Genomic DNA, 25957 nt, shown 5'->3' with positions numbered 1-25957 from the left:
CCGGGAAGATCAGACCCATGGCAGAAACGCTCCGAAACGAAACACTGAAACGTTCCCATGCCTCCGGCATACTCCATGGCTGACCCTGCCATCATCCGGGCCGCGCGTGCCGATGATCACGAGGTGATTCTCGCCATCGTCAACGACGCGATCCTCAATACGACCGCGTGGTATGATCACGAGCCGTGGACTGCAGAACGCGTTGCCGAATGGCACACTGCAAAGCTCGCAGACGGCTGGCCGGTCCTCGTTGCGGACGTCGCGAACGATGTCGCCGGCTTCGGCAGCTTCGGCCCCTTCCGCGCCAGGCAGGCCTACGCTGGCACGGCCGAGCATTCCGTATATGTTTCAAGCACATATCGCGGCCATGGCTATGGGCGGCAGCTTCTGGAAGCCTTGATCGATCTCGCACGCAGTCGCGGCCTCCATACGCTTGTCGGCGGAGTCGATTCCGAAAACGCAGGAAGCCTTGCCTTTCACCGCGCACTCGGCTTCGAGGAAGCCGGACGGCTGCGCGAGGTCGGGCGCAAGTTCGATCGCTGGCTCACGCTCGTGTTCATGCAGAAACTGCTGTGAAGGAAAGTCCGATGGCGTATCGAATGGCGTTTCAGAAAACCGGTGGGCCGGAGGTGATCGCGCGGCAGGATTTCACGCCAGTACCGCCCGGCCCCGGCGAACTCGCGATCCGGCATACCGCGATCGGGGTCAACTTCATCGATACCTATCACCGTAGCGGGCTCTACCCGGTGGGTCTTCCGGCCGCGCCCGGCATCGAAGCCGCCGGCGTTGTCGAAGCTATCGGCGAAGGTGTGAGCGGCTTCGCGCCGGGAGACCGCATCGGCTACTTCACCGGAAGACCCGGCGCCTACGCCACGCACCGCAACATTCCGGCCACGCAGGCGCTGAAGCTTCCGGACACCCTGACGGACGAAGACGCCGCAGCCGTGATGCTGAAGGCGGCAACCACCGAGTATCTCGTCGAACGCTGTGCCCGCGTGAAAGCCGGAGACGCGGCACTCGTTCACGCGGCCGCGGGCGGCGTCGGGTTGCTGCTCGTCCAGTGGCTGAAAGCGATCGGCGTCCGCGTCGTCGCCACGGCCGGGTCCGCTGACAAGCAAGCACTTGCCCGATCCGCGGGGGCCGATGTCGTCTGCGACTATGCCGATGCCGCAACCCCGGCCCGGGAGATGACGGGGGGCGCCGGGGTAGACGCGGTGTTCGACGGCGTCGGAAAGGCAACATGGGACATATCGCTGTCAGCGCTCCGCACCCGCGGGCTCCTCGTGAGCTTCGGCAATGCGTCGGGGCCCGTATCGGGCGTCGACCTCGGCGTTCTCGCCGCCAAAGGCTCGCTCTTCGTCACACGCCCGACGGTCGCGCACTATTATGCCACGCCCGAGGACTTCCGTGCCGGATCGGCCCGCTTCCTTGACATGCTCGCCATCGGCAAGCTGAAGGCCGATATCCACCAGCGCCATGCGCTCACAGACGCCGCGCAGGTCCACCGCGATCTCGAAGGGCGCAAGACCACGGGCGCAACGATCATGCTGCCGGAGGCGTGACCTTCTCGATTCTGAGCACGCGCTCCGCGCCGCTCCGGTCCGGCCAGCGGATCGTCTGACCTTCGGCCAGCCCGATGAGCCCGGCGCCGACGAGCGAAAGGATCGAAAGCTTGCCCGCGGCAATATCCGCATCCGGCGGGTAGACGAGTTCGACCGTGCGGTGCGCGCCGCTGCCTTCATCGATGAAATCGACACGCGCTCCCATGCGCACGACGCCCTGCGGGAAGTTTTCAACGCCGTGCACAGCGGCGCGCTCGATTTCGCGGAGGAGAAGCGCTGCGACCTCGGGAAGGCGCGCCTCCGCGGCGAGGGCAAGGTCTCCAAGCCTTTCAGCTTCGGAATCGATGAGGTGAATCGGCGGACGCGATGCGTCGATCATGGAACAGGTCTTTCTGACGGCATTGGGGGACGTGGCTGAACTGCCCCGAACCCGTCGGGGCATGCCGTCAGGGTCCGGGGCTAAATGCCCGCCAGAAGCTGGCCTCCGCTGCAGAGGCGGCGTGAAAGACAGCGCGTATCCATAACGCGGATGCTGTCCGGACCCTCGGCCGGTGTCAACCGCCGAACATGCCGAGCGTCATCACCCCGACCGAAGGATCGACGATGCCCTCGTAAATCATCTTGAACGCAACATAGACAATCACGATGAGGCCGAAATAGGCGATCCAGCGATAGCGCTCGATATACTTGGCAATGATGTTCGCCGCGATGCCCATCAGCGCCACCGACAGGACGAGGCCTACGATCAGGATACCCGGATGGTCTCGCGCCGCACCTGCGACGGCAAGCACGTTGTCGAGGCTCATCGAAACGTCGGCAACGGCGACCGCCCAAGCTGCAGCCAGGAAGCTTTTCGCTGGGCGAATGCCCGAATCTTCGTCGCCTGCGATTTCCGGCGATCCGGGTGATGCACCAGCGCCTGCCGGATGAAGCTCGCGGTACATCTTCCAAGAGACCCACAGCAGCAGCAGGCCGCCTGCAAGGATAAGTCCGACGATCTGCATGAGCTGCGTGACGACAAGTGCGAACGCGATGCGCAGCACGAGCGCGGCAAGCACGCCGATCATGATCACCTTGCGTCGCTGATCGGGCGGCAAGCCCGCCGCAAGCGCACCGACGACGATGGCGTTGTCGCCCGCAAGGACGATATCGATCAGCAGAACCTGCGTGAACGCGGCCAGCGCGGCCGGTGAACCGATATTCGAGAAGTCGTGAACGATGGCAGCCCAGATGTCGGCCGGCCCACCGAGGCTTGTGGCCGCCTCAGCGGCCCCTGCCACGCCGAAAAGAACGCTGAAATCCATCGTTCGCTAACGCTCCGTCGTGCTACTGGTTCATTGCCGCGAAGAAATCGTCGTTGGTCTTGGAATCCTTCATCTTGTCGAGCAGGAATTCCATCGCGTCGACCGTGCCCATCTGCATGAGGATACGGCGCAGCACCCACATCTTCGAAAGCTTGTCCTTCTCGACGAGCAGCTCTTCCTTGCGGGTGCCGGACTTGCCCACATCAATCGCCGGGAAGATGCGCTTGTCCGCGACCTTGCGGTCGAGCACGATCTCGGAGTTGCCGGTACCCTTGAACTCTTCGAAGATCACCTCGTCCATGCGGCTGCCGGTATCGATGAGCGCGGTGGCGATGATCGAGAGCGAACCGCCTTCTTCGATGTTGCGCGCGGCGCCGAAGAAGCGCTTCGGACGCTGCAGCGCGTTCGCGTCGACACCGCCCGTCAGCACCTTGCCAGACGACGGCACGACGGTGTTGTAAGCGCGGCCAAGGCGGGTGATCGAATCGAGCAGGATTACGACGTCCTTCTTGTGCTCGACAAGGCGCTTTGCCTTTTCAATAACCATTTCAGAGACTTGCACGTGCCGCGTCGCCGGCTCGTCGAAGGTGGAGGAGACGACCTCACCCTTCACGCTGCGCTGCATGTCGGTGACTTCCTCGGGCCGCTCGTCGATCAGCAGCACGATCAGGAACACCTCGGGGTGGTTGTCGGTGATCGCCTTTGCGATGTTCTGCAGGAGCACGGTTTTACCCGTGCGCGGCGGCGCGACGATCAGTGCACGCTGGCCCTTGCCCTGCGGCGCGATGATATCGATGACGCGCGCGGACTTGTCCTTCAACGTCGGATCGAGCGTGTCGAGCGTCAGCTTCTCGTCCGGATAGAGCGGCGTCAGGTTGTCGAAATTGACGCGGTGGCGGACCTGCTCGGGGTCGTCGAAGTTGATGAGCGAGAGCTTGGTGAGCGCGAAATAGCGTTCGCCGTCCTTGGGGCCGCGGATCTCGCCTTCGACCGTATCGCCGGTGCGGAGCCCGAACTTGCGGACTTGGTTCGGCGACACATAGATATCGTCCGGCCCGGCGAGGTAGTTCGCTTCTGGCGAGCGCAGGAAGCCGAAACCGTCGGACAGCACTTCGATGGTGCCGCCGCCCATGATCTGCTCGTCATTATCGGCAAGCGCTTTCAGGATCGAGAACAGCAGATCCTGCTTGCGCATGGTGGACGCGCCCTCGACGCCAAGCTCTTCGGCCATGGCAACGAGGTCGGCGGGGGTTTTCTTCTTGAGGTCTTTAAGGTGCATGACCATCGATGGGCCTTCGGTGAATCGTGTGAAAAGCTGGCGCCAGGGAGATACGTCAGAAAACGAAACAATGCCCTGCGCGGGCGCCTCAGAACGAGGACTTGGCTTCCGACTTAGGAACGCGCCCGGTGGAAGTCAAGCGGATCAGAACGGCCGGAGCACCGCGAGCAGCACGACGACAATCGCGACGAGGCTCGGAAGTTCGTTCAGCATCCGGAGGCCGCGTTCGCTCACCGGGCGCTCACCGCGCGCCATCTTTTTCGAAACGCCCACGATCCAGCCGTGGAAGCCCGAAAACAGGAACACGATCGCGAGCTTCGCGTGGATCCAGCCGTTGCCGGCGAAACCGATGTTGAAAGCGAGCGCGAGGCCGAGCACCCAGACCATGACCATGGCAGGGCCCACGATGATCTTGCGGAGGCGTTCGATGCGCGTGATCCAAAGCGCGTCCTCAGGCGAGCCGGGCGCGGCCGGGTGCTGGTAGACGAGATAGCGCGGCAGCATGAACATGCCCGCCATCCAGAAGATCACGAAAATGATGTGGAAGGCCCGCACCCAGAGATGCGCGGCCCCGAGCCAGCCGACCCAGTTTTCCATCTACAGGGGCTTCCGGATCGCGGCGAGCGCAGCTTCGACGTGCGCGATCGGCGTTTCCTTGTCGATGCCGTGGCCGAGATTGAAGACATGCGGACGACCACCAAGCGCTTCGCGGATGCGCACGACGGCCGCGGGAAGCGCATCCCCGCCCGCGAGCAGCAGCAAGGGATCGAGATTGCCCTGCACCGGCAGGCCTTTCGGTAGCGCCTCATCCGCCCACACGGGATCGACAGTTTCGTCAAGCCCGACGGCGTCAACGCCGGTTTCGCGCGCATAGCGCGGCAGATTGCCGCCCGCGCCCTTGGGAAAGCCGATGATCGGCACGGGCGTACGCGCCTTCAGCCGTTCCACGATCGCGCGTGTCGGCGCGATCACCCAGCGATCGAATTCCTGCGGCGCAAGACTGCCCGACCAGCTGTCGAAAATCTGTGCCGCATGGACGCCCGCGGCGACCTGCCCGGCGAGATACTCCACGGTGACGTCAACGATCGCATCGATCAGCGCGGAGAAGCGCTCAGGCTCCCTGTAAGCCATCAGACGGGCCGCCGCCTGGTCCCGGCTGCCCTCGCCCGCCACCATGTAGGTGGCGACTGTCCACGGGGCGCCTGCGAAGCCCAGGAATGTGGTTTCACTCGGAAGCGCCGCGGCGACCTTGCGAACCGTCTCGTAAATCGCGGCAAGGTGTTGCGGCGCTGCGTGCAAGCCTTCGAGCCGCGCACCCGCAAGCGGCGGTGCGAGCTGCGGGCCTTCGCCCGCCGTGAACGTCAGCGTCTGGCCCATCGCGTGCGGCACGATCAGGATATCCGAAAACAGGATCGCGCCGTCGAAGCCGAAGCGCCGGATCGGCTGCAGCGTGATCTCCGCCGCGGCGTCGCTGTCGTACACGAGCTCAAGGAAGCCGCCCTTCTCAGCACGAAGCGCGCGATACTCCGGCAGATAGCGTCCTGCCTGACGCATGAACCATACCGGCGGGGCGGCCTGCCGTTCACCGTTCAGCACTGCGAGTAAGGATCGAAACCCCATATCTCTTCTCTTATAGATATATAGAAATGGTTTTGGATGATTGTTGGGCTGGGGATAACGGGGTTTCCTGTGAAGTCCACAGGCAAGCATGACGCAGCCCGGTGAAGCATCGCGCGGGTTTGCATCGCACAGCCCGACTTATCCACCGGATTCACAGGAAGCGTTTTGGATTGTCCACCTGGGGATGATCTGCCGCTACCGATCGGCGGGGGGATGAACGACCACCCGCTTGCCGGTTATCCGCTGAGTCCTTAATCGAGTCGTCCGGGGGCTTATCCACAACCGCGCGGCAGGAGGCGACACATGCGGCTGCACTTGCATCTCGTTTCCGATTCGACCGGCGAAACCCTTGAATCGGTTGCAAAAGCCGGCCTCGCGCAGTTCGAGGACGTCGAGACGATCAAGCATTTCTGGCCGCTTGTGCGTTCGAAGGGTCACCTCGATCGCGTGCTGATGGATATCGCGACCCGTCCCGGTCTCGTGCTGTTCACGCTCGTCAACGCCGATATGCGCAGCCACCTCGAGGCGCGGTGCCGCGCGATGGGTCTGCCGGCCGTCGGCGTGCTCGATCCGGTGATCGAAGGCCTGCAGGCAGTGCTGGGCCAGCGCGCCGCCGCCCGTCCGGGCCGCCAGCACCAGATGGACGAGGCGTATTTCCGCCGCGTCGCTGCCATCGACTACACGATGAACCACGATGATGGGCAAGGTGCGGACAATTGGGAAGAGGCCGATATCCTGCTGATCGGCGTCTCGCGCACCTCGAAGACGCCGACCTCGATCTATCTCGCGAACCGCGGCTACAAGACCGCAAACCTGCCGCTGGTGCCGACAAGCCGCCCGCCAGAGCAGCTTTTCCGGCTGTCGAAGCCGATGGTTGTCGGCCTCACCACAAATCCCGACCGGCTCGTGCAGGTCCGCCGCAACCGCCTGCTCAGCCTCGCGCAGGCACCTGAGACCGCGTACGTGGACATGGACGAGGTGACCAAGGAGGTCGCAGCAGCGCGCCGACTTTGCGCCGACAACAGCTGGCCGGTGATCGACGTGTCGCGCCGTTCGATCGAGGAATCGGCCGCGGCGATCATCAACCTCTATAACGAGCGTGCTGAGGCGCGCGCCAACGGCTCGGCGGCATGACGTCACTCGTTCTCGCGTCGACGAGCGCGTCACGGCAGGCGATGCTGACCGCGGCGGGCGTACCGTTCGAGGCGCTGGCACCGATGGTTGACGAGGCCGAGCTGAAGCGCGCGCTTGCCGCCGAGGGCACCGACGCGCGCGGGGTGGCGGATGCGCTCGCCGAAGCAAAGGCTGTGAAGATCTCGCGCAAACTGCCGGGCGTGCTGGTGCTCGGCAGCGACTCGGTTGTTGCGCTCGATGACGGCACCATGATCGACAAGGCGCCCGACCGGGAGACCCTCACCGCCCAACTTCGCAGCTTGCGCGGACGGACGCACCGGCTGATCTCCGCGGCCGTCGTTGCGGAAAACGGAACTCCCGTGTGGCGTTTCGTCGGCGTGGCGAAGCTCACGATGCGCGACTTTTCGGATGCGTTCCTCGATGCCTATCTCGATGCCGGCGGCGACGTGCTGCTGGGTTCGGTAGGCGGCTATCATATCGAGGGGCGCGGCGCGCAGCTCTTCGCGCGCGTCGACGGCGACCAGTTCACCATCCGCGGCCTGCCGCTCCTCGCCGTGCTCGATTATCTCAGAACCCGCAATGTGATGCCGATATGACCTTGCCTTATGCGGAGGTGATCGGCGATCCGATCAGCCATTCCAAATCGCCCACCATCCACAAATTCTGGCTGGACCGGCTAGGCATCGCCGCCGACTATCGCCGCGCGCACGTGAAGCCCGGAGACCTCGCCGCTTACATCGAAATCCGCCGGAATGATCCCGATTGGCGCGGCTGCAACGTCACGATTCCGCACAAGATCGCGGTGATGGATCATGTCGCCGATCCCGGCGGCGTCCGCGAAAGCATCGGCGCGATGAACACGATCGCGCGCGCCGACGATGGTACGCTCTTCGGCACGAATACCGATGCAGGCGGGTTTTTCGCGCCGATCGCGGGCCTCGATCTCGAGGGCCGGCCGGTTGCTGTCGTCGGCGCTGGCGGCGCGGCAAGGGCCGTACTGTTTGCCCTGTCGAAGGCGAACGTCGGCCCGGTGACAGTACTGAATCGCAGTCCGCTGAAGGCGATGGGGCTGCTCGCTGCGTTCGGCCTCAAGGGCGCGGCGAAGCCGCTCGATGTGCCGCTTCCCGAAGCCGCGCTGCTGGTGAACGCAAGCGCACTCGGCATGACGGGACAGCCGTCGCTCGACCTCGACCTCTCGCCGCTCCCCGACGACGCGGTCGTCTACGACATCGTCTACAGCCCGCTTGAAACCGGGCTCTTGAAAGCAGCCGCAGCTCAGGGCCTCGAAACCGTCGACGGGCTCGAAATGCTGATCGGCCAGGCCGCGATCGCCTTTACGCTGTTCTTCGGAGCGCCGCCGCCCGAAGGTTGCGAAGACGAACTGAAGGCCCTGCTCACGCAATGATCATTCTCGGTCTCACCGGTTCGATCGGCATGGGCAAGTCGACCGTCGCGGCGATGTTGCGGCGCGCGGGTGTGCCCGTGTTCGATGCCGATGCCGAGGTGCACAGGCTGCAAGGCCCCGGCGGCGCGGCGCTTGCGCCGATCGAGGCGGCCTTCCCGGGCACGACCGGCCCCAAGGGCGTCGATCGCCCGAAACTCGGCGCGGCCGTGTTCGGCAACACCGAAGCCCGCCGCCGCCTCGAAAAAATCGTGCATCCCCTGGTGCGGCAGGCTCAGCAGGCGTTCCTGGCCGAGGCGCGGCAAAATCGCGCGGCGATCGTCGCGCTCGATATTCCGCTTCTTTTCGAAGGCGGTGGCCACGCGCATGTCGACGCGACCATTGTGGTGTCCGCGCCCGCGCACGTGCAGCGCCGCCGCGTGCTCGCGCGGCCGGGGATGAGCCACGAAAAGTTCGCGGCGATCCTCGCCACCCAGATGCGCGACCGGGAAAAGCGCCGCCGCGCCGATTTCGTGATCGACACGGGGCAGAGCCTGCGCGAAACGCGCGCTGAAATCCGTCATCTCGTCTCTTGTCTCCGGCGTCATGGAGTCCGATATTGCAAGTCATGCGTGAGGTCATCTTCGACACCGAGACGACGGGTCTCGACCCGTCGGACGGGCATCGCATCTGCGAGATCGGTTGCGTCGAACTCGTCGGCCGCATCGAAACGGGGCGCACGTTCCACGCGTACATAAATCCGTGCCGCCCGATGCCCGCCGAGGCCGAGGCTGTGCACGGACTTTCCGACAAATTTCTCGCCGACAAGCCGGCTTTCGCGGCGATTGCTGCCGAATTCGTGGCCTTCATCGGCGATGCGCGGCTCATCGCGCATAACGCCGAATTCGACCGGCGTTTCATCAACTGGGAACTGCGCAACTGCGGCCATGATCAGATCCCGATCGAGCGCGTGGGCGACACGCTCGTCATGGCGCGCAAGAAGTTCCCCGGCGCCAAGCATTCGCTCGATGCGCTCTGCACGCGGTTCAGCATCGATCTCACCGCGCGCGACAAGCACGGCGCGCTGCTCGATGCGCAGCTGCTTTCGCGCGTTTATGTCGAGCTCATGGGCGGGCGGCAGATCGGCATGTCGCTTAGTCAAGCCACCGCGCAAGAGGAAACGGTTGCGATCCGCGTCGAACGCAGCTACGTGGCGCCCCGCCCGCACGCCGCGACGCCTGAAGAGCTGGCGCGGCACGCTGCTTTCCTCAAGCTGCTGAAAAATCCGCTGTGGGAGCAGTCGGGCACGGGTTGAGTTTTCGTGTTGGGGTTGGATGCGCCGAGAGGCGCGTCTGAGAAGAGTTTACCGCCATCGCCCGGCAAACCGGCGGGCGAGGCCAAGAAGAAAGGATGGGCCGAAATGGATATCCGCGTTTCCGGTCAGCAGATCGACGTCGGTGCTTCGCTGACGACGCATATCGAAACCGCGCTGGGCGCGATGGTGCAGAAGTATGGCGTGCGCGCGACCGGCGCGAATGTCACGCTGAAGCCCGGTCCACACGACGCCGGTTTCGTTTGCGATATCCTGATGCAGCTGACGCAGGGCCTTGTGCTGAAGGCCTCGGATCGGTCGACGCACACCGCGCAGCTCGGTTTCGACGGCGCGGCCGAAAAGATCGACAAGCAGATGCGCCGCTACAAGCGCCGGCTTGAGGATCACCACCGGCTGAACGGCGTGAAAGATGTCGCCTTCGACGCCGAATACCGCGTGCTGCGCGCCGCCGACGAAGAGGTCGAAGAGGCCGGCGAGAGCGCCGACAACCCGCTCATCGTCGCCGAGACCCGCGTCGACATTCCCGATGCGAGTGTCTCCGACGCCGTGATGATGCTCGACCTTCGCCACACCGGCGCGCTGATGTTCCGCAACAGCCGGACGGGCGCATACAACATGGTGTACCGCCGCGAGGATGGGCACATCGGCTGGGTCGAACCGCCCGCCGCCTGAGCGGCGGCGCGTTAACGGCCCTTCCAGACGGTTTGGGGTATAAGCTCAGCCATGTTCGATCTCGTCACACCGCGAACGGTCCACACAGGACTCCGTGCCGGCAGCAAGAAGGCCCTGCTCCAGCAGCTTGCCGCGCTTGCTGGGCCGGTCGTGGGCGTGCCCGAGGCACGGATCATGGAGGTGCTGCTCGAACGCGAACGACTCGGGTCCACCGGGCTCGGCGGCGGCGTTGCCGTGCCGCACGCGCGGCTTCCTGAACTGAAGAGCGTGCAGGGCCTGTTCGCGAAGCTCGATCCGCCGATCGATTTCGATGCGATCGACCGCCAGCCCGTCGATCTCGTGTTCATGCTGCTCGCGCCCGAGGATGCAGGCGCCGATCACCTGAAGGCGCTGGCCCAGATCAGCCGCATGTTCCGGGATCGCCGCCTCGTCGACAAGCTGCGCGGCACAAACAATAGCGATGCTCTTTACGCGCTTTTAAGCGGAGTCGGGCATAGCGAAGCGGCATGAGCATCGAAGTCACCCAGGCTGAAGGCAAAGCGGCGCGTCTCGCGGGCCGCCGTCAGGTCGTGTTCAAGGGCGAGATTCGCCTGATCGACCGGCAGTTCGGGTGCATCGTGCGCGATATCTCCACGAGCGGCGCGCGCATCGCCTGCAAGCAGATGCTGGCGAAAGGCACGGCGCTTCACCTGTTCCTTCCCAAATACGGCACGTTTCCGTGCCTTGTCGCGTGGGCGGATCAGGGGCTGATGGGCCTCGTCTTCGTCGATGGCGATTCGGGCGGGCTGCAGCGGCTGGGTGATAAGGCGCGGATGCTCGGGTTGCTCGATGCCAAGCCGGATCAGCCTGGACACGCCGCCGCCGCCAGCGCCTGACCGCGCGGGGTGCGAATCAAGACGGACATATGGGTCGGCGCGCTTCGTCGCCGGGTCGAGGCTTCGGGCGGATTCGCCACCATCATTGCCAAGGGCGAGCCTGATTCGGGTGCCGTCCTGCTTCTCCTGCGCGAAGCTTCGGGCACGATAACGGCGCTTTCCCGTGTGAATATGGGGGACGGCAAGGTTTCGTGGCAGCCGATCTTCGAGAATCGTGAAGAGCGCGATCCCGCCGCACAAGAGGCACTCGAAAAGCGCAGGAAATTCGATCCCGATCTATGGATCATCGAACTGGATATCGAGAATCCAGGGCGTTTTGTCGACAAAGATTAACAATTTCTTGACTCTCGATTGTTCGGGAGGCAATCCGCACCGCGAAATGATTATGCGCCAAGCCTTCTGGGCCGGTGCTGATGTTGAACTCCCGGCGCTGGCGGCCTGATTTTCGGCCCCGTTTGCCCCCTTGGGCAGCCCCGGACAACGAGCGGACCCTTCCATGTCGAAATCCATACGGGGCATCAGCCTCGTCGCGTTCTGCGCGGCGATGATCGCGATGGTATGGCCGAGTGCGGCCCCGGTGGCGGGCGATCACATCGTCAGCAACCTCGAACCCGCCGCGATCGTGCTCAACGTGCCGGCTGCCGCTCAACAGGGCCTTCCGTTCTCGCCGATCCCCATCGAAAACGAACTCGATATCGATCAGACCCCGCGCGCCGGCGGCATGATCGTCTCTGAGGCCGCGCCGACGCTCGATCTTGCCGCGCTCGTCGGCGATGTCGCCGATATGCACCGCAGCGAACTCGATGACGACATGCGCTGTCTTGCGAGCGCCATCTACTACGAGGCGCGGGGCGAATCGCTCGAAGGCCAGCTCGCCGTCGCGCAGGTCATCCTGAACCGTGCGGAGAACGATCGCTGGCCCGATGATATTTGCGCTGTCGTCTACCAGAGCGGGCAGTTTTCCTTCACCTTCGATGGCAAACCCGATGTTCCCGCCGTGAAGGGTGCGGCTTGGAAGCGCGCTGAAGCGATCGCGATCATTGCGGTCGGCGAAGGCTGGCAGGACGTGACCGACAAGGCGACGTTCTTCCACGCCACCTATGTGAAGCCGGGCTGGCGCCGTGTGAAGGAACAGACGCGGCGCATCGGCGGGCATATCTTCTACCGCTAGGACCGATCGACATTCAGCCCTGACGGGCTGCAAATGGCGTCTTTCTGCGCTTCCGGTGCTCACGTACTGACGTACGCTGCGCGCCGGTTCCCGAAATCCACCATTTTCGCCACGTCATCTTCTGAATGTCGATCGGTCCTAGGCCACTTTCGTTCCCGTCCTGTTCTGGCTACAGTGCGGAGAATGAACCTTGCCCCCCTTCCCGCCGAATCGCCGATGGTCGCGTGCGACGTCGTGCGCGGGGTCACGCGCATGTTCCATCATCTGGGCCTTGCCGCGCTCGCCGAGGTGCCGCTGCGCAATGGGCGTCGCGCCGACGTGTATGCGATCGACGCGAAGGGCGAGATCGTGATCTGCGAGGTGAAGGTGTCGCTCGCCGATCTGCGCGGTGACATGAAGTGGCCCGATTATCTCGATTTCTGCGACCGTTTCTTCTGGGCGGTGCCACCGCACATCCCGGCGGCGATTCTCGATGAGCCCGCGTTCCGGCCAGAGATCAGCGGCGTGATCGTCGCAGACCGCTTCGATGCGGCGATCCTGCGAAACGCCCCGGCAAGCCCGCTTCCCGCTGCAAGACGACGCACGGAAATCCTGCGCTTCGGCCGACTCGCTGCGAGCCGTTTCCAGCGAGCCGAAGATCCGTTTTTCGGGGAATTATCCTAACGCGGCGAGCGTTTCGAAAGGATGCGCTGCAGCGTCCGCCGGTGCATCTTCAGCCGCCGCGCGGTTTCCGAGACGTTGCGGTCGCACAGCTCGTAGACGCGCTGGATATGCTCCCACTTCACGCGGTCGGCGGACATCGGCTCTTCGGGCGGCGCTGGTTTTGCTTCGCCGGGCGCGAGCAGCGCGTTCAGAATTGCGTCCGGGTCGGCGGGTTTCGGCAAATAATCGACCGCACCCGCCTTCACCGCGGCGACGGCGGTGGCGAGGTTGCCGTAGCCGGTAAGCATCACGATGCGGATGCCGGGCCGGAGCGCGCGGAGTTCCCCGACGAGATCGAGGCCGTTGCCGTCGCCGAGCCGCATATCGAGCACGGCGTAAGCTGGTTTCAGTTCAGCGGCGATCCCGCGCGCCTCCGCAACACTGGATGCGGCCGCAACAGTATAGCCGCGGCGCTCGAGCGTCAGGCCAAGGCGCTGGCGAAAGGCGTTGTCGTCGTCGACGAGCAGCAGCGTGCGATCAGCAGCGGGCGGAGCGCCGGTTTCGGTTTCGGTGGTCATGCCTGTCCTTCCGTTCCTGCCGCGATATAGGCGATCGGCCAGACGATTTCGACTACCGCCCCGCCCCCTGCGGCATTTCGGAACGTCAGCGCGCCGCCGGTGCGTTCGATGAGCGTCGTGGCGATGAAGATGCCGAGCCCTGTGCCGCCCCGCGCCGAGCGTGACGGGCCAAGATAGGGCTCGCCGAGATGCGGCAGCAGCTCGGGTGGAAAGCCCGCGCCGTCGTCCGTGATTTCGAGCGTCACGGAGTCCGTGTCCGTGCGGGCGATGATGCTCACCTCACGTGCCGCGTGGCGAACGGCATTGTCGACGAGGTTCACGAGACCGTGCAGCAGCTCGGGCGTGCGCGCCACCACGGTCGAGGGCGCATCGACATGCATGCTCTTCCCGCTCGCCTCGAAGGGTTGCACCACCTCGTGGAGCAGCACGCGCAGAGGCACGTGCGGAAACGGCGCGTCCACCTCGGCGCGGCGGGCAAGGTCCGTCATTATCTCACGGCAGCGCTTGGCTTCACGGTCGAGCAGCGCCACGTCCTCGCCGAAATCGGGGTCGCCTTCGAGTGTCTCGGCGAGATCGCGCGCGACGAGGCTGATCGTGCCGAGCGGGCCGCCGAGTTCGTGCGCCGAGGCGGCGGCAAGCGCGCCGAGCGCGGACATCTTCGTCTCACGCTCCAGCACCGCCTGCGTGATGACGAGCGCCTGCTGCCAGCGCCGGGCGTCGAGCGAGACGCGGAGCACATAGATGGCGAGGAAGACGACGGTGAAGCCGAGTGCGACGAGGCTGGCGAGCACGTAGATCGGCGGCAACACCGGCGGCGGTCCCGCCCACGGCAGCGGCAGCGACCACTGCCAGAGCACGCCGAGGGTCGCCATCGCGATCAGGATCAGCGCAACCGTGGCGCGCGCGCTGAGCAGCGTCGCGGAAATCGTCACTGGTGCGACCAGCAGCACGCTGAACGGATTGGCGAGGCCGCCGGTGAGGTAGAGAAGAACGCCGAGCTGCAGGAGGTCGAACGCAAGGTGCAGCAGCGCCTCGACACCTACAAGCCGCGCCGTCGGCGCATACAGCGTCGAAAGCCCAATGTTGAGCAGCGCGGAGGCAAGGATCGCGGCACCCGCAGCCGCGAGCGGCACCTGGAAACCGAGCAGAAGATGCACGACGAGGAACGCGATCGACTGGCCGGCGATCGCCATCCAGCGGATCGTGACAAGCGTGCGGACGCGGACACCGGCGGTGCCGAGCGCCGTCGGCAGCGGCGCCTGCTGGAGAGATTGCGGCTGCGGCACGCCGCGGCCCGTCAGTTGCCCGGGTTCGGCAGCGGCAGCACGGTCGCGGGCTTTGCCTCTTCGGCCTTGGCCTTGTTGTCGTTGTCCTTGAACATGCGCACGATCGCGGCGGCACGGCGATCCCGCTCCGCATATTCGCGCGCGGACATGCCGGCGACATGGTCGGCAAGATCGGGGTTCGCCCCGGCATTCAGCAGCTCGCGCACGACCATGGCGTTCCTCTGCTGCACGGCCACGATCAGCGGGCTCTCGCCCCGGCCGTTCGCCGCGTTCACGTCGGCCTTGCGGCGCACGAGCGTCTGGATGCCGTCGATGTAGCCGAGCTGCGCGGCGACGTGGAGCGGCGTGTTGCCGTCCTTGTCGCGTACGTTCACGCTCGCGCCGTTGGCGATCAGGAAGTTCATCCACGGCACATCGCGGCGCTTCGTCACCATGTGCAGCGCCATCTCGCCAGTCTCGTTGTCGCGCATGTCGATCAGCGTCGATCCCGGCTGGTCGATCAGCGACTTCACCTTCAGGACGTCGCCCTCCTTCACGGCCTTGAAGAAATTGTAACGGTCCGAAAACTGTGCGGCGGCCGGCGCGGCGAGCGACAGCGCGGCAAACGTCATGAGAAGGGCGGCAAGATTACGCAGGCTGGACATGTGGCACGGATCCGATTTGTCCCTGAGGGCAAAGCTGGTCTATAGGCCGGACGAGCTGAATATGAAACAACCGCGTCGTCTCCCCTTTCTTCGCATCGCACTGCTGCTCGCGGCGGCCGTTGCGCTCGTGGCAGCCTTCATCTGGCTCGCTGCGCCGAAACCTGCTGCTCAGGGTGCCGAGGAGCCGCCGCTCGCCGGTGCGCCCATCGGCGGCGATTTCGCGCTCACCGATCAGAACGGCAAGCGCGTTACAAACGACAGCCTGAAGGGCAACTACCGCCTCATCTATTTCGGCTACAGCTTCTGCCCGGATGTATGCCCGGTGGACGTGCAGCGCATGGCGCAGGGCCTGAAAAGTTTCGAAGCCGCGAATCCAGCCCTTGGAGCGCGCGTGCAGCCGGTGTTCGTCACCGTCGATCCGGCGCGTGATACACCCGCTGTGCTTAAGGATTTCGTCGCGGCGTTCCATCCGCGTCTCATCGGTCTCACCGGGACCGAGGCGGAGATCGATACCGCGAAGCGTGCCTACCGGGTCTATGCCGCGAAGGGCGAGGGCACCGATCCGCAGAACTATTTGATGGATCACAGCGCGTTCATCTATCTGATGGACCCGGACGGAAAGCCCGTCATGTATTTCGAACGTGCGGATGATGCGGCGGCCATCGCCGCGGGCCTCGCGAAATGGGTGCGCTGACGACGCGCTTCTGGGAAACCAAGCGGCTTGAGGACATGTCGCGCGCGGAGTGGGAAGCCCTCTGCGACGGCTGCGGCAAATGCTGCCTGCATAAGCTGGAGGACGAGGAGTCGGGCGAACTCGTCGCCACCAACGTCGCCTGCCGCCTGCTCGATCGCCGCACCGGCCGCTGCTCGGACTATCGCAACCGCCGCGCGCACATACCGGACTGTGTGCGCCTCACCCCAGCGAAGGTGCGCAGCATCGATTGGCTCCCCTCCACCTGCGCCTACCGCCTGCTCGATCGCGGCGAGCCGCTCCCCGAATGGCATCCGCTGATCACGGGAGACCCGGAAAGCGTGAAGCGCGCCGGCGAATCGGTGAGCGGGTGGACGGTTTCGGAGGACGAGGCCGGTCCGCTCGAACACCATATGCTGGACCGCGAGCTGTGAGCCTCGCGTTCCTGCGGCGCACGCTTTCGCGCAAGCCGGTGTTGCCCGATGTGCTCGATGTCGATGGCCGCATGGTTCCGCTTCGCGTGCGCATCAGCCCGCGCGCCCGGCGCATGACGCTTCGTGCCGACGCCGCGCTCGGCTGCATCGGCCTCACCCTGCCGAACGGGGTTTCGCACCGCCGCGCCGCCGCGTTCCTCGAAACACAGAAGCCGTGGATCGCTGCGTGCACGCGCAAATGGCCGTCTCCGCGCCCGTTCGCGCCGGGGGTGTCGATCCCTTACGGCGACACCGAGATCAGGATCGAATGGCGCGCCGATCTTCCTCGCACCGCCCGGCTGGAGGGCGAGGTGCTCCAGGTCGGCGGACCAGCAGATGCCATGGCGCGGCGGGTCGAAACCTGGCTGCGGCGCGAGGCGCAGCGGCTTCTCACCGAGGATTGCGCCGCGCTTGCCGCCGAGATCGGCCTGCCGCCGCCGCCGGTCCGCCTCGGCGACACCACCGGCCGCTGGGGTAGCTGCAGCAGCCGCGGCGCGCTCGCTTTCAGCTGGCGGCTGGTGATGGCGCCGGAATACGTGCGCCGTGCGGTCGCCGCGCACGAGGTCGCACACATCGTCCATCACAATCACGGGCCGGAATTCCACGCTTTGTGCAGCCGCCTTTCGGGTGCCACCGCGCGCAAATCGACGCGCTGGCTCGCCGCACACGGCGCCGCGTTACATTGGATCGGGCGCCGCTGAAGGCTCCACGGGCGGCGCGGCCTCTTCCAGCCACGCATTGTCGAGGCTCCCCGGCCGGTGCACGCGCGGCATCGGATTGCCCTCGCCGTCCACCGGCACCTCGATGGCGCCCTGATAGTCGGGTCCGCCGCGATAATATTCATCCGGATAGCCCGCGACCGTGCCGTCCAGGCCATAGACCTCCGCATCGGGCTCGCTCAGCGTATCGTCGATCTGGATGTTGCTGTTCAGCTCGACGATCGGCATCCCCTTCGTCGCGACGCGCATGAACGCCGCGAAGGCACGCGCGGGCGCCGTACCGCCCTGCAGGCCGCCGACGCGCTTGTTGTCGTCGCGGCCCATCCAGACGCCGGCGGTGAGATCGCCGGTGAAGCCCACGAAATAGCCGTCCTTGTTGGAGCTGGTCGTGCCGGTCTTGCCCGCGAGCGGCCGCCCGATCTGCGCCTGGCGTCCGGTGCCGGTCTCGACCGCCGCCTGGAGCAGGTTGGTCATGTTCGCGGCGACCCACGGCGCGACGAGCACACGCGGGTTTTCCGCCTGGCGCTCATAGAGCTTGCGCCCACGTGCGGTCTCGATCGTGGTGACGGCATAGGGCCGCACCTCGATGCCGCCACGCGCCACGGCGGCGTAAGCGGAGGTCATGTCGATCAGGCGGACCGTGGAGGCGCCGAGCGCCGTCGCGGGCTGGCGGCTCACCGGCGTGGTGATGCCGAAGCGCCGAGCCATGTCGGCAACCGCATCGAAGCCGACACGCGCGCCGAGCTGCACCGCGACCGTGTTGATGGAAAGCGCGAACGCCTGCCGCACCGTCACCTCGCCTGCGAATCGCCCGTTCGAATTGCGCGGGCTCCAGCCGCCGATCTGCACCGGCTCATCGACGACGACATCGTCGGGCAGCACGCCGCTTTCGATCGCTGCGAGATAGACGAACAGCTTGAACGCCGAACCCGGTTGCCGCTCGGCGATCGTCGCGCGGTTGTAGAGCGATTCGACATAGTCCTTGCCGCCCACCATCGCGCGCACCGCACCGTCGTGCGACAGCGCGACGAGCGCGCCCTGCGCCTCCGCCGGCGTCTGCGTGCGGACGGCATCTTCAGCGGCTTTCTGCATCGAAGACAGCAATGTGGTGCGCACGACGAGCGGCTCCACCGTCTCGTCGGTCAGGATATCGAGCTGCGACATCACCCAGTCGGTGAAATAGCGCACGTTGTTCTGCCGGGCCTGCGGCGCGAACGTGATATCCTTGAGCTGGGCCTGCGCGGAGGCAAGATCGGGCAGCGGCTTCGTCTCGTGGATCACCGACAGCACGACCGCGGCACGTTCGCGTGCGCGCTCGGGATCGGAGGAGGGCGCATAGCGCGACGGCGCTTTCACAAGGCCCGCGATGATCGCCGCCTCGGGCAGGCTCAGCGTGCGCGCGCTGTGGCCGTAGAAACGCCGGCTCGCCGCGTCGATGCCGTAGGCGCCGCCGCCGAAATAGACGCGGTTGAGGTACAGCTCGAGGATCTGCTCCTTCGAGAACTTGCGCTCGATGGCGAGCGCGAGCAGGCCTTCCTTCGCCTTGCGCGTCCACGTGCGGTTGTTGTTGAGGAAGATGTTGCGCGCCAGCTGCTGCGTGATCGTGGAGGTCGCCTTCAGCCGGTCGCCCGTCTTCACGCTCACGAAGAGCGCACGCGCGATGCCGAGCGGATCGATGCCGGGATGCCAGCGGAAGCGGCGGTCTTCCACCGCCAGCATCGCATCCACCATCACATCGGGGATCTCGTCGTAAGTCAGCCACTGGCCGTAGGACGGGCCCACCGAAACGAGCACGGCGCCGTCCGCCGAAAGCACGCGGATCGACTGGCCGTTCGGCGAGCGCATCATGTCGTCGAACGAGGGCAGCGACGACATCTGGATGCCTACCGCGACCGCCAGAATGACGAGCAGGAGGGTTCCGAAGGCGAGCGAAATTTTCAGTGCTGATTTCAGAAATCGGCCCAAGGCGTGCGTATCCGTTACCGTCCCCGTGTGCGCCGTGTATGCGCCAATCGCGGCGGCAACAAGGCCCGTTCGACGAAGAGACTGCGCGCGCCGACCTTTCGCCAAGCTGAAGCGCGCGGCGCTCCCGGCACTGGTGAAAACGAGGTTAATAAAACATTAATTACTTCAGATACGAAACAGTTTCATTTCGCGTTCGCAAGACGCGGAAGTAAACAATCACTTAATCTGTTCGACAATGAAATAATTCACCATGATGTTGCCGCGATCGATTACATTGCGGTCGCTCATGAAACCAGAAGTCATCATCGTGCCATCGGTTCCGGCCACCGCGACGCTCGCGCGGCAGGAACGCTGGCTGCTCGCCGGGCTGCTCGCGGCCGCCCTGGCGCTGTTCGTGGTGACCTTCCTTGCAATGCAGCCGTTCATTGTCGAACGCGTTGCGGGAGAGATTCGGAAGGAGGCCGGGATGTCGCAGGCCGCCGCCTTCGATATCGATGCAGAACTCGCCGATCTCATGGAAACCGAACCCGTGGATCTTTCGGCGGGTGCCGATCTTCCCCCTGCCGATGTGTTTGCGGAAGCTAAGGGACCGCCGCTCAATCTTCTGGCGCAGGTCGAACGGGCGCACATCGCAGTTGCCGCTGCGGCGCTGCCTCCCGTCCCCACCGGCCCCGTGCTCACCGAGGAAGAGCAGATGATCGTGGAGGCGAACGCAGAACGCCGCGCGGTGAAGCTGGCGCTCGAGCGGTTGTTCGCACGCACCGAAAACGGCCACACCAGCCTTGCCGCGGCGGTGCTCGTGCAGCCGCTGCTGCGCCGTGCCGAACAGGCGGCGGGGCAGCTCGATGTCTATGGCGACGCGCTGCTGCTCTCGGAAGGTCCGCTGATGAAGCAGGTCGCGTTTGCGGGTTTTCATGCCAGCCGCGCCGCCGCGATGATGGACATAGAGCGCGCCGAGGCGATTCTGGGCTGAGAGCCTTTCAGGCTGAGGCGGGCGGCGCTTCAAATCTCCTCACACTTTGGCGCGCGATACTCTAAAGCGGTGCCATGAGGACGAACCGCCCGGTGCGCCGGGTTTGACCGAAAAAGCGGAAGACGGAACGCGCGACGCGGATACCGCGGCGCTCGCCAAGGGCGGGCGCACGAACTTCTTCGGGTTCGTGCTCCGGCTGCTGGCGCGCCTGCCTTTCCTGTTCATCGCCGGTCAGCTCTACGGCGCGGAGGCGCTCGGCCGCTTCGCCTACGCCACGATGATCGTGGAGCTGATGGCGGCGCTCGCCACCATCGGCCTCAAGCGCGGCCTCGCGAAGGAACTCAGCAAAGGCGATCGCCCGGAAAGTCACGTCGTCGGCGATGGGCTGGTGCTCGCGTGGATGCTGTCGCTGATCGGCGCGCTTATCATGATCGCGGTGCCGCAGATCGTCTTCCCGAACAGCAAGATCTCCGGGCTCGACAGGATTTTCCCGCTCGCTGCGATCTTCATCGTCGGCTCTGACGTCACGCTCGCGGCGCTCGCCTATCGGCACCGCGTCGGCGCGACGGTAACGGCGCGTTCGATCGTCGAACCGTGGGTGCTCACCATCTGCGCCGCCGCGCTCGCGTTCATCCCGGAATGGAAGCCGGATGCGATGATCATCGCCTATGCCGTGTCGCTGGGCGCAGCGTTCGTCGCATCGATCGTGCCGTGCGTGCGCGTGTTCGGCCTGCCGCGCGGATGGCGGCCGCACCCCGGGCGGCTGTTCCGCATGATGCGAGAAAATCTGCCGATCGCAGGGGCTGACGCCATCGAATGGGCTTCGCGCCGCATCGATCTCCTGATCCTCGGCCAGTTCGCGACGCCCGCCGTGCTCGGCATCTATTATGTCGCGCAGCAGGTGGTCACGTTGCCGCAAAAGCTCAAAGTAACGTTCGATCCGATTCTGGCGCCGGTCATCACCAATGGTCTCAAGCAGCGGAACAATGCGGTCATCGCCGGGCATCTTCGGCAGGTCGGTTTCTGGATTCTCGCCGCGCAGATCGGCATCGCGCTGTCGCTCGGGATGACCGGTGAGGCTGTGCTCGATCTCGTCGGCGAAGGCTTCGGCAGCGGCACGATGATCCTCAACCTGCTGCTGCTCGCCGAGATTGCCTACGTGACGGGCGCGGTCGCGGAAACCTGCCTCGTCTACACCGCGCGGCACCGCAACCTGATGCTGTCGGTGGCGACGCTCGGCGTACAGGTCGGCCTCACGCTGGCGTTCATTCCGCTGTTCCGCGTGCTGTTTCCGGCCGAATCGCCGAACGCCGCGGTGAACGGCATTGCGCCTGCCGCCGCGCTGCTCGCATCGGCGCTGTTCGCGACCGTCGTGAAATCGCGGTTGCTGCGTGCCACGCTCGGCGAGCCGGTTTCCGGTTGGCGCTGGCCGATGCTGCTCGCGGCCGGTGCGGCCTTCGCGATCGGCATTCTCGTGCAGCGCTATTTGGTCGCGTACTGGGAACTCGTGCTCGGTCTGCCGGCGATCCTTGCCACCTACGGCATCGTGCTCTGGTATCGCGGTTTCGAAGAGGAAGACCGGCTGCTCTTCGCCGGGCGCGACAAGCTGCTCAAGGATCGGGAGCAATCCTAAAGCGCGTGTCGCGGTGTCCGTTTCGCACCCCATGGGCCGCTGAGATCATGAAGCTCAACATCGATGCATTCCGCCTCCGCGCGCAGTGCAGCGCCGCCTGCGAAATCGATCTCGATGCCGCCGTTTTCCCAGCGCAGCGCGAGCAGATCGAGCACCGTGCCTGATGACGGCCAGCTCCGCCGCTTGAGACCCGTCAGCGAATCGAGCCGCAGCACGCAGCGCACGCGCGAGGGTTGCCGCGTTTCCCAACGGTAGCGGTTGGCGATGATGACAAGCCGCCGCGCCTTCGCATCATAGGCAATGTCGCCGCTCTTCACGGCGGCATCCTGCACCAGCGCGGAAATCGTTTCGAGATCCGCTTCGTCCGCCGCCAGCAGCCGCAGCCGCTCAGCCATCGGAAACCCGCTCGATGTCGGCGCCCGCGCCGGAGAGTTTTTCTTCCAGATGCTCGTAGCCGCGATCGAGGTGATAGATGCGGTTCACCACCGTCTCGCCTTCGGCCGCAAGCCCCGCGAGCACGAGACTCATCGAGGCGCGAAGGTCGGTCGCCATCACCTGCGCGCCGGTCAGCCGGGCAACCCCGTGCACCTCGGCGGTGCGGCCCGAAACGCGAATGTCCGCGCCCATACGCGCAAGCTCGGGCACGTGCATGTAGCGGTTTTCGAAGATCGTTTCAGTGAGGTGGCTGGTGCCCTCGGCGAGCGCGAGCATCGCCATGAACTGCGCCTGCATGTCGGTCGGGAAGCCGGGGAACGGCTGCGTTTCGATGTCGATCGCCTGGATACGTCCGGTGTGCTTCACGCGGACGCCGCCTTCGGTGGCCTCCACCTCCAGCCCCGCATCGCGCAGCCGGTCCGCGACGACGCCGAGCGTGGCGAGATCGGCGCCGACGAGTTCCACTTCGCCGCCCGCCGTGCCGACCGCGCAGGCGTAGCTCCCCGCCTCGATCCGGTCCGGCATCACCGCGTACGTCGCGCCGTGCAGACTGGTGCGGCCCTGAATGCGGATCGTCGAGGTGCCGTGGCCTTCGATCTTCGCACCCATCGCATTCAGGCAATTGGCGAGGTCGACGATTTCGGGTTCGCGCGCGGCATTCTCGATCACCGTCTCGCCCTTCGCGAGCACGGCGGCCATCAATGCGTTTTCGGTGGCGCCCACCGAAACGATCGGGAAGTCGATCCGCCCGCCGACGAGGCCTTTGGCGGTTGTCGCCTTCACATAGCCCGATGTCACCTCGATCTCGGCGCCAAGCGCTTCCATCGCTTTCAGGTGCAGGTCGACCGGCCGGTTGCCGATCGCGCAGCCGCCGGGCAGCGACACGGTCGCCTCGCCCGCGCGCGCGAGCAGCGGCCCGAGCACGAGCACGGAGGCGCGCATCTTGCGCACGATATCGTAGGGCGCGAGCGTCGTGGTGAGCCGCGCCGCCTTGATCGTCATCACGCGCCCGAATTCGCCGCGCCGGTGCCCTTCGATCAGCGTCGAGACGCCGTGCTGATTGAGCAGGTGGCCGAAAGTATCGACGTCGGCAAGGCGCGGCAGGTTGCGCAGCGTCAGCGGCTCTTCGGTGAGGATCGCTGCCGGCATCAGCGTGAGTGCGGCGTTCTTCGCGCCCGAGATGGCGATGCGCCCCGAAAGCGGCCTGCCGCCGCGAATGATGATCTTGTCCATGGGGTTATGGTCTAGCGGGATTTGCAGCGGCACGTAAGCCGCCGATCGAGAAGACGACAAGGCCTGCCCAGATACAGCCGAAAGCGGCGAGGCGCCCGATGTCGAGCGGTTCGCCGAGAACGAAGACCGCTGCGAGGAAGACAAGCGACGGTCCCAGATACTGAAGCATTCCGATGGTCGAAAGCGGCAACCGCCGCGCCGCATATCCAAAGAGGCCGAGCGGTATGATGGTGATGAGACCCGAACCGACGAGCGCGATGTCGATGGCTGTGCCGTAGCCGAAGAGATCGCGCGGCGCCATCGCCAGCCACAAGGCCGCGACAGGCGCCAGCCACCCGGTTTCCAGGAGCAACCCCGTCACCGGATCAACCGCCGTATATTTGCGGATCAGCCCGTAAAATCCGAACGAGAGCGCAAGACCGATCGAAACCCACGGCAGCGATCCGTGCGCCACGGTAACGATACCGACGCCGATGACCGCCAGCGCGACGGCGATGCGTTTGGAAAGCGGGAACGCTTCTTTCAGCAGCAGCACACCGATCGCGACGTTGAGCAGCGGCTGCATGAAATAGCCGAGGCTGGTGTCGAGCGCCCGGTCGTTCAGCACCGCCCATGTGTAGATCAGCCAGTTGACCGCGATCAGCGCCCCGCTCGCGGCGAGCATCAACATCAGACGCGGCGCGGCCATTGCCATTCGGAGCCGGGGCCAGCTCCTTAACGCGACGACGGCGGCGACGAGCAGCACGAACGCCCAGAGTACGCGGTGCGCCAGAACGTCCGCTGCTGGAATGCCTGCGAACATGTGAATGTAGAGGGGCATCGTGCCCCAGATCAGGAAAGCGCCGACACCCGCCGCTAGGCCGCGGCGCGTCTGTTCGTCGGTCACGGCCTCAAAGCCGCGGCAGCGTCACGCCGCGCTGGCCCATGTATTTCCCTGCCCGGTCGGCATAGCTCGTCTCGCACGGCTCGTTGCCCTGCAGGAACAGGAACTGGCACGCGCCTTCGTTCGCATAGATGCGCGCGGGCAGCGGCGTGGTGTTCGAAAATTCCAGCGTCACGTGGCCTTCCCAGCCGGGCTCCAATGGCGTCACGTTCACGATGATGCCGCAGCGCGCATAGGTGGATTTGCCGAGGCAGATGACGAGCACGTCGCGCGGCACGCGGAAGTATTCGACCGTGCGGGCAAGCGCGAACGAATTGGGGGGGATGATGCACACGTCGGTCTTGCGGTCGACGAAGCTGTTCGAATCGAAATTCTTCGGGTCGACCACCGCCGAATCGACATTGGTGAAGATCTTGAATTCGTCGGCGACGCGCGCGTCATAGCCATAAGAGGAAAGGCCGAAGCTGATCGTGCCCTCACGGCGCTGGCTGTCCACGAACGGCTCGATCATGCCGTTCTCAAGCGCCTGCCCGCGAATCCATTTGTCGGACATCACCGCCATGTAACCCGGCCCTTCCAGAAGACAGCGTCAGCCGCGGATGTGCAGCACGCAGATCAGTGTGAATAGCCGCCGCGCGGTATCGAAATCCACTTCGATCTTGCCGCTCATCCGCTCGATCAGCGTATCGGCGGCGGCGTTGTGGATACCGCGCCGCGCCATGTCGACGGTCTCGATCTGGCTCGCCGTCGATTGCCGGATCGCCTGGTAATAGCTTTCGCAGACCGCGAAATATTCGCGGATCACGCGGCGGAACGGAGAAAGCGCGAGCACGATCGTCTCGATGTGCGTATCGTCGCTGGCCGCGATATCGATGGCGAGCCGACCGTCCTCCACGCGAAGGCGAATCCGGTAAGGCCCCTCGTACGCGGCGCCCCGCGTCGTCACCAGCCGGAAGCTGTTGCCTTCGAGCAGATCGAAGATCGCAACGCGCCGCTCCTGCTCGATATCGGCGCTCCGCCACAGGATCGTGCGGTCGTCGAGCTGGACATCGATGATGCGGTAATCGCCCATGTCGCTGCTTTATCGGGGCAAGCGCCGACACGATAGCCCGAAATCGGCACCGCCAAGGCAACGGATGCAACACCGGACGTCTTAGGGCTGAACGCCCCCCGAACCCGAAGGGTTCGCAAGGCCGACTGGCCGTCCGAGCTTATGCGAGGAAGCCAAGGCGACGGATGTCGCCGCCCGGCGTTTGAGGGGGCAACAAACAACCCCGCCCGGCGCTTGAGGGACAATCAAAAAAGAAAAATTGGCGCGCCCGGAACGATTCGAACGTCCGACCCTCAGATTCGTAGTCTGATGCTCTATCCAGCTGAGCTACGGGCGCGCACGGGAGGGCGCTACATAGTCGCCTCCGGCATCGTGTTCAAGCCCGTGTTTGCACTGTTGTGATCGTTTGCGCGTGCTTGC

At 65.2% G+C, this 25957-nt stretch carries 31 protein-coding genes, 1 tRNA gene and 1 pseudogene; 18 read left to right on the top strand and 15 right to left on the bottom strand.

Annotated elements, in window-relative coordinates; genetic code table 11:
• Window positions 1-75 precede the first annotated feature (75 nt).
• Window positions 76-576, top strand: a complete 501-nt coding sequence (locus tag ACE3TJ_RS10500; protein WP_374596006.1) for an N-acetyltransferase family protein — start codon at window positions 76-78, stop codon at window positions 574-576.
• Window positions 577-587: 11 nt separating this feature from the next.
• Entirely contained in the window at window positions 588-1562 is a 975-nt protein-coding gene (locus ACE3TJ_RS10495) for a quinone oxidoreductase (RefSeq protein WP_374596005.1), read from the top strand.
• On the opposite strand, the gene rnk is transcribed toward ACE3TJ_RS10495, so the two are convergent.
• The 5 genes from rnk to hemE all read right to left on the bottom strand — a co-directional run bounded on the left by rnk (window position 1543) and on the right by hemE (window position 5765).
• A complete protein-coding gene (rnk, locus tag ACE3TJ_RS10490; RefSeq protein WP_374596004.1) occupies window positions 1543-1941 on the bottom strand; it encodes a nucleoside diphosphate kinase regulator in 399 nt (132 codons plus the stop codon). The genes ACE3TJ_RS10495 and rnk overlap by 20 nt on opposite strands.
• Window positions 1942-2116: 175 nt before the next feature.
• Window positions 2117-2866 (bottom strand): YjbE family putative metal transport protein, encoded by a 750-nt coding sequence (locus ACE3TJ_RS10485; RefSeq protein WP_374596003.1) that lies wholly within the window; start codon window positions 2864-2866, stop codon window positions 2117-2119.
• A 22-nt stretch (window positions 2867-2888) separates the two neighbouring features.
• Entirely contained in the window at window positions 2889-4145 is a 1257-nt protein-coding gene (gene rho / locus ACE3TJ_RS10480) for a transcription termination factor Rho (protein WP_374599389.1), read from the bottom strand.
• A 144-nt stretch (window positions 4146-4289) separates the two neighbouring features.
• The gene (locus ACE3TJ_RS10475; protein ID WP_374596002.1) at window positions 4290-4742 is read right to left on the bottom strand and encodes a CopD family protein; all 453 of its coding nucleotides are present in this window, start codon (window positions 4740-4742) and stop codon (window positions 4290-4292) included.
• Window positions 4743-5765: a uroporphyrinogen decarboxylase gene (gene hemE, locus ACE3TJ_RS10470; protein ID WP_374596001.1), complete on the bottom strand. Its 1023-nt coding sequence runs from the start codon at window positions 5763-5765 to the stop codon at window positions 4743-4745.
• 303 nt (window positions 5766-6068) lie between these two features.
• Between hemE and ACE3TJ_RS10465 the strand changes: the two genes are divergently transcribed.
• The 11 genes and pseudogenes from ACE3TJ_RS10465 (at window position 6069) to ACE3TJ_RS10415 (ending at window position 12994) form a co-directional block, all read left to right on the top strand.
• Window positions 6069-6899, top strand: a complete 831-nt coding sequence (locus ACE3TJ_RS10465; protein ID WP_374596000.1) for a pyruvate, water dikinase regulatory protein — start codon at window positions 6069-6071, stop codon at window positions 6897-6899.
• The gene (locus tag ACE3TJ_RS10460; protein WP_374595999.1) at window positions 6896-7495 is read left to right on the top strand and encodes a nucleoside triphosphate pyrophosphatase; all 600 of its coding nucleotides are present in this window, start codon (window positions 6896-6898) and stop codon (window positions 7493-7495) included. The genes ACE3TJ_RS10465 and ACE3TJ_RS10460 overlap by 4 nt, the downstream gene beginning before the upstream one ends.
• Entirely contained in the window at window positions 7492-8304 is an 813-nt protein-coding gene (locus ACE3TJ_RS10455; protein WP_374595998.1) for a shikimate dehydrogenase, read from the top strand. Before ACE3TJ_RS10460 ends, ACE3TJ_RS10455 begins: the two co-directional genes overlap by 4 nt.
• Window positions 8301-8879 (top strand): annotated as a pseudogene (coaE, locus tag ACE3TJ_RS10450) (dephospho-CoA kinase); the annotation flags it as partial. The gene ACE3TJ_RS10455 and the pseudogene coaE, both read left to right, overlap by 4 nt.
• A gap of 29 nt (window positions 8880-8908) precedes the next feature.
• Entirely contained in the window at window positions 8909-9595 is a 687-nt protein-coding gene (gene dnaQ / locus ACE3TJ_RS10445) for a DNA polymerase III subunit epsilon (RefSeq protein WP_374595997.1), read from the top strand.
• Window positions 9596-9700: 105 nt separating this feature from the next.
• Entirely contained in the window at window positions 9701-10285 is a 585-nt protein-coding gene (gene hpf, locus ACE3TJ_RS10440; RefSeq protein WP_374595996.1) for a ribosome hibernation-promoting factor, HPF/YfiA family, read from the top strand.
• Between the two features lie 51 nt (window positions 10286-10336).
• On the top strand, window positions 10337-10795 hold the full coding sequence (ptsN, locus tag ACE3TJ_RS10435) for a PTS IIA-like nitrogen regulatory protein PtsN (RefSeq protein WP_374595995.1): 459 nt from the start codon (window positions 10337-10339) through the stop codon (window positions 10793-10795).
• Complete coding sequence (locus ACE3TJ_RS10430; protein ID WP_374595994.1) at window positions 10792-11160, top strand: PilZ domain-containing protein; 369 nt, start codon at window positions 10792-10794, stop codon at window positions 11158-11160. The genes ptsN and ACE3TJ_RS10430 overlap by 4 nt, the downstream gene beginning before the upstream one ends.
• Before the next feature lie 9 nt (window positions 11161-11169).
• Window positions 11170-11493, top strand: a complete 324-nt coding sequence (locus ACE3TJ_RS10425; RefSeq protein WP_374595993.1) for a DUF1491 family protein — start codon at window positions 11170-11172, stop codon at window positions 11491-11493.
• A gap of 163 nt (window positions 11494-11656) precedes the next feature.
• Window positions 11657-12331 carry a cell wall hydrolase gene (locus ACE3TJ_RS10420; protein WP_374595992.1) on the top strand — a complete coding sequence of 225 codons (675 nt, stop codon included), beginning with the start codon at window positions 11657-11659 and terminating at the stop codon, window positions 12329-12331.
• A gap of 183 nt (window positions 12332-12514) precedes the next feature.
• Entirely contained in the window at window positions 12515-12994 is a 480-nt protein-coding gene (locus ACE3TJ_RS10415) for an MmcB family DNA repair protein (RefSeq protein ID WP_374595991.1), read from the top strand.
• Here ACE3TJ_RS10415 and ACE3TJ_RS10410 read toward each other — a convergent pair.
• From ACE3TJ_RS10410 to ACE3TJ_RS10400, 3 genes are read right to left on the bottom strand one after another with little or no spacing between them, the layout of a single operon-like run.
• Window positions 12991-13551, bottom strand: coding sequence for an ActR/PrrA/RegA family redox response regulator transcription factor (locus ACE3TJ_RS10410; protein WP_374595990.1), 561 nt, complete (start codon window positions 13549-13551; stop codon window positions 12991-12993). The two genes, ACE3TJ_RS10415 and ACE3TJ_RS10410, sit on opposite strands and share 4 nt — an antisense overlap.
• Entirely contained in the window at window positions 13548-14837 is a 1290-nt protein-coding gene (locus ACE3TJ_RS10405; protein WP_374595989.1) for an ActS/PrrB/RegB family redox-sensitive histidine kinase, read from the bottom strand. Before ACE3TJ_RS10405 ends, ACE3TJ_RS10410 begins: the two co-directional genes overlap by 4 nt.
• Window positions 14838-14848: 11 nt before the next feature.
• Window positions 14849-15481 (bottom strand): ankyrin repeat domain-containing protein, encoded by a 633-nt coding sequence (locus ACE3TJ_RS10400; protein WP_374595988.1) that lies wholly within the window; start codon window positions 15479-15481, stop codon window positions 14849-14851.
• 61 nt (window positions 15482-15542) lie between these two features.
• Here ACE3TJ_RS10400 and ACE3TJ_RS10395 point away from each other — a divergent pair, with 61 nt between their 5' ends.
• From ACE3TJ_RS10395 to ACE3TJ_RS10385, 3 genes are read left to right on the top strand one after another with little or no spacing between them, the layout of a single operon-like run.
• Complete coding sequence (locus ACE3TJ_RS10395) at window positions 15543-16175, top strand: SCO family protein (protein ID WP_374595987.1); 633 nt, start codon at window positions 15543-15545, stop codon at window positions 16173-16175.
• Window positions 16163-16606: a YcgN family cysteine cluster protein gene (locus tag ACE3TJ_RS10390; protein ID WP_374595986.1), complete on the top strand. Its 444-nt coding sequence runs from the start codon at window positions 16163-16165 to the stop codon at window positions 16604-16606. The genes ACE3TJ_RS10395 and ACE3TJ_RS10390 overlap by 13 nt, the downstream gene beginning before the upstream one ends.
• Window positions 16603-17346: a M48 family metallopeptidase gene (locus ACE3TJ_RS10385; protein ID WP_374595985.1), complete on the top strand. Its 744-nt coding sequence runs from the start codon at window positions 16603-16605 to the stop codon at window positions 17344-17346. The genes ACE3TJ_RS10390 and ACE3TJ_RS10385 overlap by 4 nt, the downstream gene beginning before the upstream one ends.
• On the opposite strand, the gene ACE3TJ_RS10380 is transcribed toward ACE3TJ_RS10385, so the two are convergent.
• Window positions 17323-19329, bottom strand: coding sequence for a transglycosylase domain-containing protein (locus tag ACE3TJ_RS10380; RefSeq protein ID WP_374595984.1), 2007 nt, complete (start codon window positions 19327-19329; stop codon window positions 17323-17325). The genes ACE3TJ_RS10385 and ACE3TJ_RS10380 overlap by 24 nt on opposite strands.
• Before the next feature lie 286 nt (window positions 19330-19615).
• Between ACE3TJ_RS10380 and ACE3TJ_RS10375 the strand changes: the two genes are divergently transcribed.
• Both ACE3TJ_RS10375 and ACE3TJ_RS10370 read left to right on the top strand, forming a co-directional pair.
• A complete protein-coding gene (locus tag ACE3TJ_RS10375) occupies window positions 19616-20302 on the top strand; it encodes a hypothetical protein (RefSeq protein WP_374595983.1) in 687 nt (228 codons plus the stop codon).
• A 103-nt stretch (window positions 20303-20405) separates the two neighbouring features.
• The gene (locus tag ACE3TJ_RS10370) at window positions 20406-21935 is read left to right on the top strand and encodes a lipopolysaccharide biosynthesis protein (RefSeq protein ID WP_374595982.1); all 1530 of its coding nucleotides are present in this window, start codon (window positions 20406-20408) and stop codon (window positions 21933-21935) included.
• Here ACE3TJ_RS10370 and ACE3TJ_RS10365 read toward each other — a convergent pair.
• The 6 genes from ACE3TJ_RS10365 to ACE3TJ_RS10340 form a co-directional block, all read right to left on the bottom strand.
• Window positions 21932-22330, bottom strand: coding sequence for a DUF2948 family protein (locus tag ACE3TJ_RS10365; protein ID WP_374595981.1), 399 nt, complete (start codon window positions 22328-22330; stop codon window positions 21932-21934). The genes ACE3TJ_RS10370 and ACE3TJ_RS10365 overlap by 4 nt on opposite strands.
• A complete protein-coding gene (murA, locus tag ACE3TJ_RS10360) occupies window positions 22323-23603 on the bottom strand; it encodes a UDP-N-acetylglucosamine 1-carboxyvinyltransferase (RefSeq protein ID WP_374595980.1) in 1281 nt (426 codons plus the stop codon). Before murA ends, ACE3TJ_RS10365 begins: the two co-directional genes overlap by 8 nt.
• 4 nt (window positions 23604-23607) lie before the next feature.
• Window positions 23608-24489, bottom strand: coding sequence for an EamA family transporter RarD (rarD, locus tag ACE3TJ_RS10355; protein ID WP_374595979.1), 882 nt, complete (start codon window positions 24487-24489; stop codon window positions 23608-23610).
• Between the two features lie 4 nt (window positions 24490-24493).
• On the bottom strand, window positions 24494-25048 hold the full coding sequence (dcd, locus tag ACE3TJ_RS10350) for a dCTP deaminase (protein ID WP_374595978.1): 555 nt from the start codon (window positions 25046-25048) through the stop codon (window positions 24494-24496).
• Window positions 25049-25075: 27 nt separating this feature from the next.
• Window positions 25076-25558, bottom strand: coding sequence for a UPF0262 family protein (locus tag ACE3TJ_RS10345; protein ID WP_374595977.1), 483 nt, complete (start codon window positions 25556-25558; stop codon window positions 25076-25078).
• A 239-nt stretch (window positions 25559-25797) separates the two neighbouring features.
• Window positions 25798-25874: transfer RNA gene (locus ACE3TJ_RS10340), tRNA-Arg, on the bottom strand.
• Window positions 25875-25957: the final 83 nt, after the last annotated feature.

Origin of the sequence: Sphingosinicella sp., from assembly GCF_041916975.1 — a bacterium.
Taxonomy (GTDB): Bacteria; Pseudomonadota; Alphaproteobacteria; order Sphingomonadales; family Sphingomonadaceae; genus Sphingosinicella.
The sequence above is the reverse complement of the archived record's forward strand: the minus strand, read 5'-3'. Positions and strand labels throughout refer to the sequence as shown.